The following is a 16,480-nucleotide window of genomic DNA, read 5'->3' as shown; positions in this document are numbered from 1 at the left end:
CGTGCGGGAGGCATTTTATGCTTGGTTTGTTCAAAGACAGCCCTGTAATTGGCAAGGCCAGTGCAATAATTCGAAGTCCCACCGATAAACTTTTCAATTTTATCGGTAATGATCTGCTCATTAATTATCCCCGATGGTCTCCGGAAGTTAAGGAATTGGAGAAACTGACCGATGGTCCTATAAAAATAGGAACCGTCTGCCGTCAAGTCCGCATCGATCAAGGCAATCGCTCGGAATCGACCTTCAAAGTTAAATTTTTTGATACGGGTGCACGTATCTGTTTTGAAGGCGTTTCCAATCCTTACCGGTGTGATTATGTCATTGAACCAGTGAATGCTTCCGATAGCCGGATAACTTTTATTTTTGAGTTACTGAGCCTGGATCTGCATGTCAGGCCGTTTGAGAAGCTGGTGCGTATCGCCGTTCAAGATGGAACTGAAAGGACTGTCAAGAATATCAAGAAACTGATCGAGGCGGAGTAGGTTGATGTAAGACGGCGGACCCGTTCGTACGTATTTAATTATGCTAACAGTTGATTAACTTGGAGAGAAGATCATGGATTTTATCGTTGAAAAAGACCCTGGATTAATTCCACAAGTATTGTCCAAGATTCTTGATTCATGCGTGAACGGTGTAACACTGGCTGATCCCGATCAAGAGGACATGCCTTTGGTTTATGTGAATAAAGCGTTCGAGACAATAACCGGTTATACGTTAGCGGAAACGGTAGGCAGGAATTGCCGTTTTTTGCAGGGCGATGAACACGATCAGGCCGGTGTTAAGCAGCTCAAGGAAGGGATAAAAAATAGAAAACCGGTGGAAGTGGTTTTGAGAAACTTTCGTAAGAACGGTGAGTTATTTTATAACCACTTACTGGTTTCCCCGCTTTTTGATTCGCATGGAAACTTACTTTATTTCCTTGGTGTGCAATTAGACATCACCCCGAAAATCCGTGCGGAAGAGGAAATTAAGGCTTTGAAGGAGCAACTGGCGGCACTCAAGCGATGAAGCCGGATGCATGAGCGGCATCCGGATAAATAACCGCACGATTTAAGCATTCTTACCCGTGCATGAAACAGTCAAACGAGGTACAAGATTTGCTCTGTGTGCGGTTTCCACCAATCTGATCGGTTCTGTAAGCTCACCGTAGCGGAGAAATAAAATGAATCAGTTATTTACTGTCACTTTCTTGCTGGTTTTTCTTTTGCCGGCATCGATTCATGCTGCTGCGCCCGCGGATGAAAAGCGATTGAACGAAGTAGCGGAACGCGGCGCTCATGTCATGCCGTTTGATTTGGAAAAGACCGTGCATGTTTTCACCAAGACTGAAAGTGGTGGCGTTCAGAAGGTTACCGTCAGAAACATATCGGATCAGGAGCAAGTCAGTTTGATCAGAGCACATCTGTCTAAAATTGCCAATGAATTTAAGCAAGGTAACTTCTCAAACCCGGAAAAAATTCATGGTGGAGACATGCCCGGATTGGCTGAGTTGAAAGCAGCCAAACCGGGAGAAATCAAGATTGAATACAAAGTGCTCCCTATCGGCGCACAAATAGGCTATTCCACTGAATCACGGCAGCTTGTCAATGCAATCCACCGCTGGTTTGATGCGCAGCTAAGCGATCATGCGCGTCATGCTGAACCCGGGCAGCTGCATCAGCATATGCCAAAAAAATAATAGAGTACTCATTGGATACTGCGGGTTTCAAAGCGCGCTTGAGTGGTTTTAAGCAATGCCATGCAATCCTTTCAGAGTGGAACAATCAGCGAAAAACGGGTCGGATTTTTACGATGAATAGTGAGTTCCGCGGAAATTTGCTCACTGAGTAACTGAACAAGTTGTAAACCCAGGGATTGGGTATTTTCAATATCGAAATCGTCCGGTATCCCTACACCGTCATCGCTAAGACATACCAGCAGTTGTCCTTGATTCTGGCGTTTAAGGCTGATATCGATATGGCCGCCCCGGTTTTCAGTAAATGCATACTTCATGGCGTTCGTGCAAAGCTCGTTTAGAATCAATCCCAATGGAATACTGACATCGATGGGAAGAAGCACTTCCTGATCGGTATCGATATTTATAACGATTCTCGACGTATCCAGCGCATAGGAAACGGATAAGTTATCAACCAGGGATTGGATGAAACCGGAAAAATCAACGCGGGAAAAATCCAATGATTGATATAAGATCTGGTGAATCAGCGCCATGGATTTCACCCGGTTCTGACTTTCTTTTAAAACGGATATAGCAGCCGTATTATTATCCAGCATATCGGATTGCATTCCGAGTAGGCTATCGATGATTTGAAGGTTGTTTTTAACCCTGTGATGAATTTCCGATAGCAATAAATCTTTCTCCTTCAATGCTGCTTTGAGTTGTTCCTCTTGAGATTTCCGCTCAGTAATGTCGATAACGGACGCAAGCACCATAACACCTCTGGGCGTTTGGATCGGATTCAAGCCTACTTCGACTGGAAATTCTTTGCCGTTTTTGTGCGCCCCATGCAGATCTCTGCCATGCCCCATTGCGCGCGTGCTGGGATATTGCAGATAATTACTTCTTAATGACGGATGATGGGCGCGATGTGATTCCGGTATCAAAATTTCAATCGGTTGACCCAGTAATTCTCCCCGGTGGTAACCGAATAGTTCTTCAGTAGTGGAATTTACCATCATAATTTTTCCTTCATGATTGGTCATCACCATACCGTTCGGAGAAGCCTCGACTGCGAGGTATATCATTTCCTCGGCATGCTTGCGATCGGTAATATCGACGATGGCGGCCAGCACAAAAATGCCGTCATGTTCGGTTTCCACGGGATTCAGACCAACTTCAACTGGGAATTCCTTGCCGCTTTTGTGCAGGCCGTAAAGATCCCTGCCATGCCCCATGGAACGCGATTTTGATTCGCTGATATAAGCTTCCCGATAGCCGGGATGATGTCGGCGGAATCGTTCGGGGATAAGCATTTCGATGGAATGACCGATTAATTCCTGCCTGGAATAGCCGAATAGCTTTTCCGTGGCGGAATTCACCATGACAATTTTTCCATCACAACCGGTCATGACCATGCCATTGGGAGAAGCTTCCACAGCAAGATGCATCATTTCCTCGGTATTGCTCAAGCTTCTGAATCGGGGTGGCGGCATATCGCTATTTAATCCTGGTGTGAAGAAGTGGGGGTAGTCTAGAACTTCAGGGAGCTCAGGCGATCCGGCAGTTTCTGGATCAAATAAGGTATCTGTTCGGAATCTACCGGTTTACTCAGCAAGTAACCTTGCAACTCATCGCATCCAAGATTACCGAGAAAATCGGCTTGCTCGTAAGTCTCGATACCTTCCGCAGTTACCTGCAGATTCAGTTTCTGAGCCAATGCCAGAATAGCTGCTGCAATGGCGCAATCATTCGTATCATAAGGTATGCCCTTGACGAAGCTCTGATCGATTTTCAGCCGCCGTATCGGAAGGTTTTTCAATGAACTCAAGCAGGAATAACCGGTGCCAAAATCATCGATGGAAATCGGTATACCCAGACTCTCCAATTGTTCTAAACATCGGATATAAATCAATTCATTTTGCAGACAGGATTCCGTTATCTCCAGCTCAAGTGACTGGGCTGGCAATGCGTACTGTTGCAATAGTTCTGCAATAAATTGCTGCAAATCTTTATCGGCGAGTTGACGTATCGAGATATTGACCGCAATGCGGATATCGCAAAAACCTCTATCTCGCCATTGTTTGAGTTGCTTGCATGCTTCCGTCAGGATCCAGTTACCGATTTCCACGATCAGCCTGCTCGTTTCGGCAACCGGAATAATTTCAGCGGGAGATAACAAACCCTTTTCCGGATGCTGCCAGCGGATTAACGCTTCCACGCCGGTTATTTTTTTCTGCGATAAAGAAAATTGCGGTTGATAATGCAGCAGAAATTCATTTTTAATTAAAGCGTGATGCAGTTCCCGTTCCCGCGTCAAATAATGAGCGGCTTTTTGTGTCAGGGATGGATGATAAAAAGCGTAACTGTTGCGCCCTTTGTTTTTTGCTTCGTACATGGCGGTATCCGCCATTTGCACTAATTCATCATGATGTGAGGAATGATCCGGGTATGCGCTGATACCGATACTGCACGATGGGACGACTTCCATGTTACTGATGACAATGGGATGGGAAAGACATTCCAGTATTTTTTCCGCGACGATTACCAAGGCATCGCGGGATTCAGCATTCGTCACAATGACGATAAACTCATCACCTCCCAATCGGCCCAAAGTATCGCTTTGCCGTAGCACGGAGAGCATTCTCTGCGCCACAAAGCAGAGCATCGAATCTCCGTGTGTATGCCCCAGGGTGTCATTGATTCTCTTAAAGTTGTCGAGGTCAATGAACAGCACGCCAAGAAACGAGGAACTCCGTATGGCTTTTGCCAGCGCCAATTGAAGCCGATCCATGATCAGCATGCGATTGGGCAAGTTGGTCAGATTATCGTAGTACGCAATATGCGATAACTGTTCCTGCGTTTCGCGGATCGCCGTAATATCGGATATCATGACGACGAATTGCTGTTCTTCATTTGCTTCGGCGGGAATGAGTCCAATCGTCAGCCAGACAAATATTGTCTCATTATTTTTCTTGAATGCCGTGATTTCTCCTCGCCAATGGCCATGCTTATCAATACTTTGCCATATGCTATTGTAAATATTCTTACTCAAGGAACGGCTGGTAAGAAACGGTAACTCCTTATTCCGGAGATTGTGGGGCTGAAATCCGGTGATCTTATAAAAGGCGCTATTGGCGCAATTAAATTTTCTATTTTTGTTGAGAATGATGATGCCTTCCGATGCGCATTCAAAAACAGTAGCGGCTTGCGCCAGGCGGTCTTTTGCAAGACGGTTCTCGGTTGTTTCCTGTAAGATACCGACGATCTGATGCTTTCCTGCATCACTATTTTTAAACGATTTGCCATATAACTTGTACCAGCAGCTTTTTCCGGTATCAGGGCTAACGCGGAATTCTATTTCAGCAGCCAAGCCCTTTTTATTGCGCAATTTATCGATAAAGTCAGATACTTTTGGCTTGTCTGTTTCGTCTATTGAAAGAAAGAAACTTTCCCAGTCGGATATCGGTTCTATGGTTCCTTCAGGGCTTTTACCCATGAATATCTCACGAGATTCTTTCGTTACTTCCCAGGTGCCCAAGCGCGCCGCTTCCAGTGCGAGACGAAAGTGCTGCTCATTCTTTTTTAACAGAATATCGTTTTCGTAACGCTCTATACTGACTTGGATGATGATGTGCAGCTCTCTGTCGGAGAATGGCTTTAATAAATAACCGTAGGGCTTGGTCGCTTTCGCCCGATTCACGGTTTTTTCTTCGGAGTAAGCGGTCAAGTATATGATTGGGATGCTATGGGCTTTTTGCAGCTGATCCGCCACTTCAACGCCATCCATATCCCCTTGAATATGAATGTCCATCAACACAATATTGGGGATCTCCTGGTCCACCAGCGCCAGTGCTTTCTGGCCGCTGGCAGCCATTCCGGTAACTTGATAGCCTAATTTTGTCAGACGTCTTTTCAGGTCAAGCGCAACAATTTTTTCGTCTTCAACGATCAGTATCTTGATGTATCCGCTCATACGTTCCCAGTCTCCTGCAACTAATTATTTCGAATAGACTATTACTTGAAATTCAATACCTCTTTTGCGGTGATTTTTTCTAAAAACCAATAAATTTTCGAATGTAATGTATTGGTTTGAACAAACATCCTCTATTGATAACTATGTCTAAAATTTCGGAACGCTGTGTGGAAGGAATCAAGAGGGAGGAGAATAAATTAACAAAAAGAAGAAAAAATTTATATCAGCGTTGTCTTACACATATATTAAAGAAACCCCAGGTTATGTCGGGTCTTAGGATGCTAAGCACCTGGCAATGCTGTAAGCAGCGTTAGAAATTGTTCCGCAAAGTTATCCATTGCAAGCATTTTTATAGCGATAGCCGGCGTGGTTACGATGGTTTAGAGTTTTATTAAGCGGCGGCGCACCGGTTAATGAGAATTTAAAGGGTGCCGGGAAACAGCCTGATGCACTTGCGAAGGAACTATGGTAGCTTATCGGATATTATTAACTCTGCTGGTTCAGAGAGGCTAAAATATTTTTTATTCTCAGCACAAATCTATTATGACAATAGTCATCGATCACATATCTATACACGAGAAGGAGTTATGATGAAAAAAAGCAATTACGTTCAATTAGGCGCCGTGATCATTTTGTCGGCAGTTACGGGCTGCGCGACCAATACCGGCGGTACGAATCCTGTGGGTGCGGTCAATCAAAGTCTATCAACGATAGAAAGCGCGGCGCAGAGCGGCAAACAAGTGCTTAATGCCGGTGCTGCAGTTGCCGGTAACGCTGAAGGAGCTGCGCAGATTGGTCTGGTGGATATTCTGGCTCACCGTCTTGGTGTCTCGCCGCAGCAGGCCTTGGGTGGCGCCGGAGCGATATTTCAAATGGCGCAAAGCAATATGAATCCGCAGGCATTTTCGTCATTGTCCCGGTCTGTTCCCGGAATGAGTACAATGCTGGGCGCCGCACCCGCCATGTCCAATCTATCCGCGTTAGCGGGCGGTAATAGCACACTCGGCAGTGCGGCTGCACTTGCTGCATCATTTCAGCAATTGAATCTTTCCCCTGATATGGTGGGAAAATTCATTCCGGTAATTACCAACTATGTGAGCAAAACAAGCGGACAGGCAACGGCTAATCTGCTGCAATCCGCTGTGACTGCCCGTTAAACTCCAGAGTTTGATTAATGGAAACGAGCAAGTGCAAGTGACTTGCACTTGCTCGTGTCGTTTCATCATGGTGTGCTGTTACTGCATCTCGTATGAGCACCATAAAATGCAAACAACCGATTCGGCGCTTTTCTCCGGATTTTGCCATTACCAGTCAGATGCCAATAACCAAAGCGCATTGTATTGTGCAATTTGAGCACTCGAGACAAGGTAATTCAAGAAGAAGGGCGGGATGCAAAATCGAACAGCTTTTCTGAAAGCGGGCGCTTACGCGGGTTTCGCGGGTACCACGATATTCATTGTGCAAGCCGTTTTCACGTCGGCCAGTTCAACGGCTGCTATTGGCTTGATCATGATCCCTTTCTATGGTTTTCCAGCTGCGGGCGTGGGGTGGGCGTTGGTTTATAGCGCTTTTGCCGTGCTTGATTTACGTTCCGGTAAAGCGTCATGGAATAGCAGGAATGTGCAATTTGCCGCCGTATTCCTGGCCGTACTCCTGTTCGCGGGGTTAGTTTTCTTCGCGCAGCAGCGTGCGTTAGCGGTTGCCAAAAATCCGGTATCTGCACCGCAAGCGCTGGAGGCGGTGAGTCAACACTGGATTCCTTGGGGACGCCGGGAGGTGGAAATCGCGCTAGCCCAGCATCCAGCAACGCCAACGGCTATTCTCGAAAGGCTGGCCGTGTCCAGCGATAATGCTGTGGTGCAACAAGTTGGCGCCAATGCCAATACGACGCTGGAGGCTTTGGAAGGAATTGCGGCAGGGGCGCTGACTTACGAGCGGGTCACAGGGCTGGCCGGTAATCAAAAAATCTCGCGAGCCATGATGGAGAAATTGATAGCGGCCACGCTAAATGATATTAATGCTACCGATCCCGTTCGCCAGGGATTATATAAAACCTATGTCTTGTCGGCGCTCGCCGCCAATGCGGTGCTTCCGCAAGATCTTTTCGATCGCGTGGCTGCTAGTGATTCACCAACGCATTTCCTGATACTAGCGGTGATCAATTCGCCCCATGTCAATTGCCTGCAAATGTCCGAGCTACTGGTGTCTGCACCTGCGCTGGAGAATGCCGGTTTGTACAACACCATCCTGAATAAAATGACCGAAAAAAATTGTTTTGTCGAGAACTAGTACCTAAAAACAACCTGTAAACGAGTAAACTGCCGGGGTTAATCTGCGTCAATAAATCCGGTTTCAACGCAGGTATTACTTGAAGAACTGAAAGGAGTGAGCGTGTGATGGACAAAATTATCTATGGTGCCGCGGCGATACTCATGATCGCTGCGATCGCTTACGGCGGATCGTGGCTATATCAGTTTTTATTGGAGTTGTTTAAGAAAACAGCGTAGTACGAACATGTGTAAAAGCTGCTATCCCGAATGAATCAGCAAACCGGGCCGCACCATTTCCTTTTTAATTTTTCATCGAAAAGGAGCATTTTTTAGCCGGAATTGGACTCATGCCGGTCGACGCCAAATTTCCCGGAAACTTAGCCCATCCGATCCAGCAACCGGCAATGATTGAACATTGCGTAATTCCTAAGTTGCTGTACGCATGGGCTGCAATGTGCGGTTTTTCAACGCTGGTTTGACAGCCTTTCCACTCCTCAGTACACTCAAACCCAATGAACGACAACTTCTGTCACTCACTTCAAACCTAGCAAAAAGGCAAATTCCATGGATATCAACGCTATTCCCGTAGGCGGAAATGTGCCTAACGATGTCAACGTCATCGTCGAAGTACCAACCGGTGGTGAACCTGTCAAATATGAGTTTGATAAAAAATCCGGTGCATTATTTGTGGATCGGATCCTGCATACGCCCATGCGGTATCCGGCCAATTACGGTTTTGTTCCACACACCTTGTGCGATGATGGCGATCCGCTCGATGCACTGGTGATTGCCCGTTCGCCATTTCTCGCCGGTTGCGTCGTGCGCGCCCGGCCAATTGCGTTACTGCATCTCGAGGATGAGCATGGCGGTGATGAAAAACTGATCTGTGTGCCGGATAATAAAACTTTCCCGTATTACGCCCATGTGCGCGAACGCGACGATCTGCCCGATATTGTGTTTCAACAGATTGAGCATTTCTTTACGCATTACAAGGATCTCGAGCCGGAAAAATGGGTGCGCGTCGGCCGCTGGGGTGATGCCGCCGAAGCGCGTGACATGGTGATGCGCGCCATCGACATGGCGAAAGCCGCAGATTGAACACCGGTATGCCCGGAGCAAAGGTACGGACTGTACGGCAAAAGTAGAAGATCTCGCGAATAGGTATCCAGCAACGCAGAACATGCGTTGCCTTACTTCGTTTCGTTATTTAGTTGTTCATCTGTCAGATTAAGCTTATTGCTATCCTTCATAGCAAAATCAGCCAGACAATAAAACCCGGCAGGTTGTGAAGACGCTGGGAATCGCAATCCAATGCTGCGGATAATTGCCGGAACTGGCGATTATCCGCTCAAATCGAACGGACTGAACAGTTCATCGGCCTAGGAGTTATTCATGTTTGATGCCGCAATTGACACCATTGTCATGCGCCCTTATGTATTTACTTTTTTTGCGGCATTTTTGCTGGCCTGTGTGCCGCATTTGGGCTGGCGCAAGACGTTGATTTTCACACTGGCCGGATACTTGATCGCTTTTACCTCCGAGAAACTCTCGATTACCACCGGATTTCCTTATGGCTGGTACTATTACATTGACGACACCAGCCATCAGGAGTTGTGGGTTTGGGGAGTGCCCTTCTTCGATTCACTCTCTTACGTTTTTCTGACTTATTGCAGCTACACGACCGCATTGTTTATTTTGTCACCGCTAGCGACCAAGGGTACCGATCTGATCACGCTGGAGACGCGTGCTATCCGGCATTCATGGGCAGCGCTGATATTGGGTGCTTTTTTGCAAACGTTCCTGGATATCATCATCGACCCGGTGGCATTGCAGGGAAATCGCTGGTTTCTCGGGCAGATTTACGGTTACTACGAAGCAGGGTTGCATTTTGGCGTGCCGATTTCAAATTACCTCGGCTGGCTGCTGACCAGTTTTCTATTGGTAGCCGCTTTGCAGCAAATTGACCGCAAGCGGGACGGGAAAACACCGCGCGGGATTTTTGCCATGCCGTTCCGCTCTTTATTGGGGCCGGTTTTGTATCTGTCGGTACTGGTCTTTAACTGGATAGTCACACTGTGGATCGGCGAATATCTGATCGCGCTGACCGGTATTTTGATTTTTACCCTGCCGATCGTCATGGTGATCGTTTTGGCTGCTTTGCGGGTCAATCGCTACCGTGCGGAAGAGTTACAGGAGCATTTAGAAAATTATCCGTGGTCACCGCTGAATAAGTCATGAAAATTGCAAACCGGGCGCCGGTCCGGTACAAATTTGAGGGCAACCGTGGTTTGTCTTGTCAAGCAACGCATACTTAGGCACTATGGTAGCGGAGTTAGATTAGCCGAGAAGTTAAATTTATCCATCTATTAACCGGGTTATATCCATCAGGAGATGACAAATGATGAACATTGATCGAAGAATACCGGGATTCGGCGTATTTTTAGTTTCTGTTTGTCTCGCGGTGATGCTGGCGTTATCCAGTTGTGCGGTAAAACGGATCAGCGGTTATGACGAGACGACCGATAGGGCGGTGACTGATTTACAGCGCAAAACGGAAGCACATCTGGTGACGCTTGAATCGGTAGAAGGTTTGCCCGAGTGCACATATGAAAATCATAAGCAATTTTACGATGAAGCCAAGGTGGATATTAACGTGATTACCGTCCGTGCTGCGGCGATTCCAAAAAATGACATCACCACTCAAGAGTCGCAATTGCTGGCCAGTCAGTTGGATAATCTTGAAAAGCTACATAAGATCGCATGCTTATCCAAGGATCAAATCACGCTCGTGCGTACGCATTTCAATACCAGCTTTACGGCAATTCTAAAGCTCGAGCTTGCGAAACGGCGTGGCGAGTGATTGTTGCGCAACGATTGATATCTATCTGAGGAGAATATGATGAGCCTGGATGCGGTTAAATTGGGAAAAGACATACTCGCTGCGTTGAGTGGCAGCCTCACGGAAAAATGGCCCGATGTCAAAGATTATGGTGAAGCCGAAGCGAAAAAACTCGCACAGACATTGGTGATGATCGCAACGCTGAAAGCCACTGGGAAAATCAATAAGGAGCAGGCCGAGTTACATCTGGAAATGCAAAAGAATGCGACGCGCATGGTACTGATGACCATAGAAGGATTAGGTGTTCTGTCTGCCGAAGCAGCCATCAATTCGGCATTGAGTGCCGTGAAGGATAATGTGAATACGGAAATTGGTTTTACGTTACTTTAGCAAGGCTATCCGATAAAAAAGATCACCCCAGGTTTATCCGGGGTGATCCGCCCACTGCAAAGTCTCATGTCAAGGTTATACCGCTGACATCGAACTCCGGAGAATGATCAATTACGAATTGCTTTGTGAGGGACGTTTTCTGCGATACACGGTAGCACTCACCAAACCAAGTCCGATCATCAGCATCGCGTAGGATTCAGGTTCCGGCACCGCAATCATCACGGTACGGTCATCGCCGCTGAATGGATGTTGCACATTCACATAAGCGATGTTCGGGTTAAATTTGTCAAAATAAAGCCCGGTCGGTTCTGCACCCAAAGTTGACAGGGAAGCCCAACGGCCAACCGATTCGGCAATACCGTCGTTATTCGCATCTTGAGCAAACCAGATATCGGCGGAGCCGCCCGGTTGGTCTTCAACGATGTATATGTTGCCTTTGGCATCGATAGCCAAATTATCCGGATTCTTGAATACGCTGCCGACACCCAAACCGGTGGCTTGGTCAAGCGTGGAAGTATTGACAAACAGACTGGCGTTATTGCTGGCGAGATTGAAGGAATACACTTCATCCGTCGTGGTAGTGGCGACGTAGAGGATCTGATCGCCGTTCGACAGTGTTTTGATTTCCAGATCTTCCGGGCGTTGATAATCGGTTGAAAGCGCATTGTTGGCGGACAAACGACCATCGATGGTGCCATCGGCGCTGAGTACGGAGACTCCGGGCAGTGCGCCGCCGCTGGCATCGGTGATCGGCGCCCAGGTGATGGCGCCCGTTGCATTGGCATTATTACCGCCGTTAACCAGCATCACGAAGGTTTGTCCAGCGGCAAAATAGTCATCGCCGTTGGTTGCATTCGGGCTGGCTGAAACAAATTTGTAGATGCCGCCACCGTTGACTTCATCGATAAAGTAAAAATTATTGTCTTTGTCAAATGCCAGACCTTCATGTGATACGTGCGGAATGACGGAACGTTGCACGAAATGGGAATCGCCTGTGCCGGTTGCGGTGACTGGGTTGGTCAGTTCAAACAAGCGGCCTTTGGTGCTGCCCGCGCCCCATGATTCTTCCGCAGTCAGATAAGAACCCCAGGGTGTCCAGCGCGAAGCGTCGCCAGAAACGAATCCTTGAGTACCGGGCGCAACCAAGGTTACAGCACGAGTATTATAATCGGCATTCCATAAATCGATACGTTGCACGCCAGCGGATCCGGTTTCAAACGGCATGAACAGATAACGGCCCGCATCCGCGCCGGATTCGTTGGCCGTGATCATGTCCCAGTTACCGCTATTGGCTTGACCTTGCGCGAGCTGGTTGTTGCGATTGGCGATGGAAAGCTGGGTCCAGCTTGGGTCTGCGAGTAAAAATGGGCTGGATTCTGGTAATGAACCCTCGGGAACGCTGCCGAATAAGGCAGTAAAGCTGTCAAAACCGGTGCTGGCGGCAATGGCTTGCGGTGCTCCGGATATCATCATGAGTGCCCCGGAAACGACAGTAGCGAGTATTCTTTGTTTGTACATTGTATTCTCCCGAAATATGCTAAAAAATTCTTTAATCCAATGATAAGTACAGGCAATCTGGCTATCTGCGTTGCAGATCCTGGATTTTCCGGTCCCCGGCTCACACCGGGTATAGCTTTACAGTACGCGATGGATTATAAGAACGGGATGTGACGTGCCTATTGCAGGACTATTACCGGATCGGTTGGAAATTACTTGGCGCCGGAATAGTCTGTGTGGATGTTGTGGTTGTCATAGGGTAAGGAAGAAAATGTTGTTATGAAAAAATGCGATAATTTTGTTTACAACGATGAGGTGTGGCTCTGCAATGGAACAGCGCATGCTTCGGATTAACGGTGATGAGAGGGGAATCAATGAGGTTGTTAGTTTTGCCATTTCTGGCGATCGCCTTGCTTGGCTGTACCGCGTTCACAACCGGTAATCAGCGTCCTGCGCTTGATGTCAAGCTGATCGGGGTATGGACAGGCGAATACCTGGAGGAGGGCGGCACGTTAAAACGCTGGACGCAAACGAGAAATGCCGATGGCACTTATACCATTGAATTCAGTTTCACGGAAAAGGATGATATGGCGCAGAGTTTTAGCGAATCCGGCCGCTGGTGGATCAAGGATGGTTTATTCCATGAGATTGCTTCACCGGAAAAAGGACACCCGGATAAATATCGCTATTCTTTCAAAAAGAAGGACTGTGTCAGTTTCGTACTGGTTGAAAGCGAAGGATTCGCCGAAAAGGAAGACAGTTATGTATTCAGCGAATGCCTGGAAGCGGACTCACCACCGGCAAATTTTGGTAAGTCCATATAATTTCTAAAAGAACTTATTTTTTAACGATTATTTTCTGCCACTGCATTTTCTGCTGAGAATGGCCAGTGGCAGAAATAGTGAAGCGATTAGCGCATGTGCGCTTCGACAAAAGTGGTTTCGCGGTTGAAATCATCCCAGATGGTGGCTGGTTTGACAAAAGGCGTCGTCGGTACCAGGAAGGTTGCAATATCGAATGCGCCGCTCAGTGAGCGGCCTACCGCATTGGCGATACCGGTCAGAAAACCGACCGTCATGCCGTGAATAACGCCATCCCGGTTGCCGACAATCGTGATTGTTTTCGGTATTTCAACAACCCCGGTCACCGCATTGGCAATACCATTTCCCAGTTTTTCTACAACTTTGTCCGGATACTGATCGGCAAATACCCATTGAGGGGCTGCTAAAAGCATCGTGCAGACGATTAATAATGCTTGAATCGTTTTTTTCATTGTCAATCCTGTCGAGTATTAATTGAATTTTTCATTCTACCGAAATGCCGGGTAATTTTTTTACTTGCCATCCCCTGGTTTGGCAGGTTGTTTCAGAATGCCCAGAATTCCTTCAACATCACGTTCGATCCGGCTTTCCGCATGTCCCAGGTTCTGCAGTTCCGTTCTGATTCTGTAGGCGATTTCCAGAGCGAGCAAATCCATGGTGTTTTTGTCACCTTTCTGCGATGCCGCTTGATACTCTACTTGGAACCGATCGATAGCATTCAGCAAAATATCGTTTTTGATATTCAAACTGGCTAGGATGGAATCCAATTCATATTTCAGATTGCCGGATAATGCGGGTTGCGCCAGCTGAGGTCCTTTTTCAGGCTCATATGGCATGTATTTGGGTAGCAAGACCGAGAGCATGAACAGTGCTACACCCGATCCCACAGTAATTGCTACAAACTGCCAGATTTTATATTCCTTCCCACGCAGTTTTATGACGCTGGTCCGTTTCACACCAAACCAGGCTTGAACGATTATTCCAATTAAAAACAGAATGGCACCAAGTGCCATGATAATAGGTACAAGCGGATGCACAGTTTTACTCCTATATTCTTATCTTAAAGTTCAAATGCAATTGGCAAAAAACGAATGGCGAGTTTCTATCCTGAATCGCTGGTTGCCGATGTTCAGCGATCGTTTTCGATGCATATTCTAACGTAATATGATACGGAGTTATTGGTTGTTTGATAAGCAATGATCTATCCGTTTGAACACGGATTCATGCTGACCTCGCCGCAAGCTTTTCTCCCCACACTGAAACTCCGGGTATTGATGACTCGCAATGTTATACCTGTTATCGAGATTAGTGCAGGAGGCAGAGCGAAAAATTATCGCGGTGGCGGTGGCGGGGGATTACCGGGGGGCGGAGGCGGCGGAGTAAAATTGGATGGCGCAGGCGCCGTGCCGCTACCGCTGTGTGCAGGCGGGCCACCGCTAATTCTGCCGGATACTGGGACGCGATGGCCTTTGGCATACATACATTGAATATAGCTCATGTCGTAGCGCTGCTGATTGACGTACGCGGAAGTGCTGGCCGTACCCGAACCGACCAGCCCGCCGGCTAACAAACCAGTACCCGCGCCGATCGCAGCGCCTCCACCACCTGCGATGGCGGCGCCTGCCGCCGCACCGAGTCCGGCACCGATCGCTGCACTTTCCACACCACTCGCTTGCGCCGATTGCCGTGGTGTTATACCGCCGACTTGCTCATAGGCATAGCGGCGGCAATCGTAGTCATCATAGCGGAACTGCTCGAAGCTTTTACCGGAGCCCGGCAAGGTCATCACGCTGGGGCCGGACGGTAAACTGACACAAGCTACCAGAATGCAGGAAGCTATCGGCGGTATGATCAGTTGTTTGATTGCTTTCATGGTGCTTTCACTCCATTATCGTGCATGCGGGTTTAGGGGGCTGCGTGCGGTCAAGCAGTGGTATTTCTCGCTACGTGAATTCGTATAATTCTTTCAGACAAAGTTCAATGCAAAGCAATTATCCCTGTCAAAGATTAGCAGAAAAAAGGTATCATATAGGATGCAAAATTTTAATAGTGATATATATTTTAGGAGAAAATAAGAATGTCGCAAAAACACCCGGTTATCGCCGTTACCGGATCATCAGGTGCAGGCACCTCAACGGTTAAAACCAGTTTTGAACATATTTTCCGCCGTGAGAAGCTCACTGCGGCGGTGATCGAGGGTGACAGTTTTCATCGCTACGATCGTGAAGCGATGAAGCAAGCCGTAGCCGAATCAGAAAAAAACGGCAACCGCCCGATCAGCCACTTCGGTCCTGAAGCCAACGAATTTGAAAAATTGGAAGCACTGTTCAAAGAATACGGCGAGAAAGGCACGGGACAGAAGCGTCTGTACTTGCATAACGAGGAAGAAGCTGCGCCTTGGAATCAAAAACCGGGAACATTCACACCTTGGTCGCAGATTCCAGCAGGATCCGATCTGCTGTTTTATGAAGGACTGCATGGCGGCGCCAAGAGCGATACCGCCGATGCTGCCAAATATGTGGATTTATTAGTCGGTGTAGTGCCTATCGTCAACCTGGAGTGGATTCAAAAAATCTATCGCGACACCAGTGCGCGCGGTTATTCGGCTGAAGCTGTCACACATACCATATTGCGCCGCATGCATGACTACGTGCATTACATTACGCCGCAATTCTCGCGTACGCATATCAATTTCCAGCGCGTGCCGACGGTCGATACTTCCAATCCGTTCATCGCCCGGGAAATTCCAACACTGGACGAGAGTATGGTCGTGATTCGTTTTAGACATCCTGAAACGACGGATTTTCCATTCCTGCTGAGAATGATCCATGATTCGTTCATGTCCCGTCCTAATACCATCGTTGTTCCCGGCGGCAAAATGGGTATGGCGATTGAACTGATACTGACGCCGCTGATTTTGGATATCGTTGCCAAAAGCAGGGCATAGTAGTTTCTAACCAACGGCCGGTTAATTCGTGAATCACGATATCAAGTGCAAGCTCTGATTTATCGTATTCCGGATTAATCAGTGCG

At 47.6% G+C, this 16,480-nt stretch carries 17 protein-coding genes; 11 read left to right on the top strand and 6 right to left on the bottom strand.

Translation table 11 applies throughout. The features are described 5' to 3' along the window. The first annotated feature begins 17 nt into the window (after positions 1-17). From BLU57_RS03200 to BLU57_RS03190, 3 genes are all read left to right on the top strand, one after another. Positions 18-482 (top strand): SRPBCC family protein, encoded by a 465-nt coding sequence (locus BLU57_RS03200; protein ID WP_090316084.1) that lies wholly within the window; start codon positions 18-20, stop codon positions 480-482. A gap of 73 nt (positions 483-555) precedes the next feature. After that, entirely contained in the window at positions 556-1,008 is a 453-nt protein-coding gene (locus tag BLU57_RS03195; RefSeq protein WP_090316082.1) for a PAS domain-containing protein, read from the top strand. 154 nt (positions 1,009-1,162) lie between these two features. Then, positions 1,163-1,678: an aspartate carbamoyltransferase gene (locus BLU57_RS03190; protein WP_090316079.1), complete on the top strand. Its 516-nt coding sequence runs from the start codon at positions 1,163-1,165 to the stop codon at positions 1,676-1,678. A 71-nt stretch (positions 1,679-1,749) separates the two neighbouring features. Here BLU57_RS03190 and BLU57_RS03185 read toward each other — a convergent pair whose 3' ends face one another. Next, a complete protein-coding gene (locus BLU57_RS03185; RefSeq protein WP_090316076.1) occupies positions 1,750-3,150 on the bottom strand; it encodes a sensor histidine kinase in 1,401 nt (466 codons plus the stop codon). Positions 3,151-3,188: 38 nt separating this feature from the next. Further along, positions 3,189-5,630, bottom strand: coding sequence for an EAL domain-containing protein (locus BLU57_RS03180; RefSeq protein WP_090316073.1), 2,442 nt, complete (start codon positions 5,628-5,630; stop codon positions 3,189-3,191). Between the two features lie 587 nt (positions 5,631-6,217). Here BLU57_RS03180 and BLU57_RS03175 point away from each other — a divergent pair. The 6 genes from BLU57_RS03175 to BLU57_RS03150 all read left to right on the top strand — a co-directional run bounded on the left by BLU57_RS03175 (position 6,218) and on the right by BLU57_RS03150 (position 11,129). Next, positions 6,218-6,787: a DUF2780 domain-containing protein gene (locus BLU57_RS03175; protein ID WP_256206072.1), complete on the top strand. Its 570-nt coding sequence runs from the start codon at positions 6,218-6,220 to the stop codon at positions 6,785-6,787. Between the two features lie 232 nt (positions 6,788-7,019). Continuing rightward, positions 7,020-7,919: a hypothetical protein gene (locus tag BLU57_RS03170; protein WP_090316067.1), complete on the top strand. Its 900-nt coding sequence runs from the start codon at positions 7,020-7,022 to the stop codon at positions 7,917-7,919. Between the two features lie 545 nt (positions 7,920-8,464). Beyond that, complete coding sequence (gene ppa, locus BLU57_RS03165) at positions 8,465-8,998, top strand: inorganic diphosphatase (protein ID WP_090316060.1); 534 nt, start codon at positions 8,465-8,467, stop codon at positions 8,996-8,998. 294 nt (positions 8,999-9,292) lie between these two features. Next, the gene (locus BLU57_RS03160; RefSeq protein WP_090316057.1) at positions 9,293-10,138 is read left to right on the top strand and encodes a carotenoid biosynthesis protein; all 846 of its coding nucleotides are present in this window, start codon (positions 9,293-9,295) and stop codon (positions 10,136-10,138) included. A gap of 160 nt (positions 10,139-10,298) precedes the next feature. After that, complete coding sequence (locus BLU57_RS03155) at positions 10,299-10,760, top strand: hypothetical protein (protein ID WP_090316054.1); 462 nt, start codon at positions 10,299-10,301, stop codon at positions 10,758-10,760. 36 nt (positions 10,761-10,796) lie between these two features. Next, positions 10,797-11,129: a hypothetical protein gene (locus BLU57_RS03150; protein ID WP_218131626.1), complete on the top strand. Its 333-nt coding sequence runs from the start codon at positions 10,797-10,799 to the stop codon at positions 11,127-11,129. A 111-nt stretch (positions 11,130-11,240) separates the two neighbouring features. Here the strand turns inward: BLU57_RS03150 and BLU57_RS03145 are convergent, their stop codons facing one another. Further along, on the bottom strand, positions 11,241-12,647 hold the full coding sequence (locus BLU57_RS03145; protein WP_090316044.1) for an alkaline phosphatase PhoX: 1,407 nt from the start codon (positions 12,645-12,647) through the stop codon (positions 11,241-11,243). A gap of 353 nt (positions 12,648-13,000) precedes the next feature. Between BLU57_RS03145 and BLU57_RS03140 the strand changes: the two genes are divergently transcribed. Further along, a complete protein-coding gene (locus BLU57_RS03140) occupies positions 13,001-13,450 on the top strand; it encodes a hypothetical protein (protein ID WP_090316041.1) in 450 nt (149 codons plus the stop codon). An 86-nt stretch (positions 13,451-13,536) separates the two neighbouring features. On the opposite strand, the gene BLU57_RS03135 is transcribed toward BLU57_RS03140, so the two are convergent. The 3 genes from BLU57_RS03135 to BLU57_RS15985 all read right to left on the bottom strand — a co-directional run bounded on the left by BLU57_RS03135 (position 13,537) and on the right by BLU57_RS15985 (position 15,320). Further along, positions 13,537-13,899, bottom strand: coding sequence for an exosortase system-associated protein, TIGR04073 family (locus BLU57_RS03135; protein ID WP_090316039.1), 363 nt, complete (start codon positions 13,897-13,899; stop codon positions 13,537-13,539). Between the two features lie 60 nt (positions 13,900-13,959). Further along, the gene (locus BLU57_RS03130; protein ID WP_090316036.1) at positions 13,960-14,484 is read right to left on the bottom strand and encodes a hypothetical protein; all 525 of its coding nucleotides are present in this window, start codon (positions 14,482-14,484) and stop codon (positions 13,960-13,962) included. A gap of 293 nt (positions 14,485-14,777) precedes the next feature. Beyond that, positions 14,778-15,320 (bottom strand): hypothetical protein, encoded by a 543-nt coding sequence (locus BLU57_RS15985; RefSeq protein WP_176776351.1) that lies wholly within the window; start codon positions 15,318-15,320, stop codon positions 14,778-14,780. Positions 15,321-15,524: 204 nt separating this feature from the next. Here BLU57_RS15985 and BLU57_RS03115 point away from each other — a divergent pair, with 204 nt between their 5' ends. Next, the gene (locus BLU57_RS03115; protein WP_090316027.1) at positions 15,525-16,394 is read left to right on the top strand and encodes a phosphoribulokinase; all 870 of its coding nucleotides are present in this window, start codon (positions 15,525-15,527) and stop codon (positions 16,392-16,394) included. Positions 16,395-16,480 lie beyond the last annotated feature (86 nt).

The sequence above is a fragment of the Nitrosomonas oligotropha genome, assembly GCF_900106555.1.
In the GTDB taxonomy this organism is placed as follows: Bacteria; Pseudomonadota; Gammaproteobacteria; order Burkholderiales; family Nitrosomonadaceae; genus Nitrosomonas; species Nitrosomonas oligotropha_A.
The sequence above is the reverse complement of the archived record's forward strand: the minus strand, read 5'-3'. Positions and strand labels throughout refer to the sequence as shown.

Excerpts from the sequence above, each read along its gene's own strand:
- BLU57_RS03190 (WP_090316079.1), top strand. The coding sequence starts at position 1,163 with ATGAATCAGTTATTTACTGTCACTTTCTTGCTGGTTTTTCTTTTGCCG.
- BLU57_RS03180 (WP_090316073.1), bottom strand. The coding sequence starts at position 5,630 with ATGAGCGGATACATCAAGATACTGATCGTTGAAGACGAAAAAATTGTT.
- BLU57_RS03170 (WP_090316067.1), top strand. The coding sequence starts at position 7,020 with ATGCAAAATCGAACAGCTTTTCTGAAAGCGGGCGCTTACGCGGGTTTC.
- BLU57_RS03175 (WP_256206072.1), top strand. The coding sequence starts at position 6,218 with ATGATGAAAAAAAGCAATTACGTTCAATTAGGCGCCGTGATCATTTTG.
- BLU57_RS03195 (WP_090316082.1), top strand. The coding sequence starts at position 556 with ATGGATTTTATCGTTGAAAAAGACCCTGGATTAATTCCACAAGTATTG.
- BLU57_RS03115 (WP_090316027.1), top strand. The coding sequence starts at position 15,525 with ATGTCGCAAAAACACCCGGTTATCGCCGTTACCGGATCATCAGGTGCA.
- BLU57_RS03145 (WP_090316044.1), bottom strand. The coding sequence starts at position 12,647 with ATGTACAAACAAAGAATACTCGCTACTGTCGTTTCCGGGGCACTCATG.
- BLU57_RS03185 (WP_090316076.1), bottom strand. The coding sequence starts at position 3,150 with ATGCCGCCACCCCGATTCAGAAGCTTGAGCAATACCGAGGAAATGATG.
- BLU57_RS03140 (WP_090316041.1), top strand. The coding sequence starts at position 13,001 with ATGAGGTTGTTAGTTTTGCCATTTCTGGCGATCGCCTTGCTTGGCTGT.
- BLU57_RS03155 (WP_090316054.1), top strand. The coding sequence starts at position 10,299 with ATGATGAACATTGATCGAAGAATACCGGGATTCGGCGTATTTTTAGTT.
- BLU57_RS03135 (WP_090316039.1), bottom strand. The coding sequence starts at position 13,899 with ATGAAAAAAACGATTCAAGCATTATTAATCGTCTGCACGATGCTTTTA.
- BLU57_RS15985 (WP_176776351.1), bottom strand. The coding sequence starts at position 15,320 with ATGAAAGCAATCAAACAACTGATCATACCGCCGATAGCTTCCTGCATT.
- BLU57_RS03160 (WP_090316057.1), top strand. The coding sequence starts at position 9,293 with ATGTTTGATGCCGCAATTGACACCATTGTCATGCGCCCTTATGTATTT.
- BLU57_RS03150 (WP_218131626.1), top strand. The coding sequence starts at position 10,797 with ATGATGAGCCTGGATGCGGTTAAATTGGGAAAAGACATACTCGCTGCG.
- BLU57_RS03200 (WP_090316084.1), top strand. The coding sequence starts at position 18 with ATGCTTGGTTTGTTCAAAGACAGCCCTGTAATTGGCAAGGCCAGTGCA.
- ppa (WP_090316060.1), top strand. The coding sequence starts at position 8,465 with ATGGATATCAACGCTATTCCCGTAGGCGGAAATGTGCCTAACGATGTC.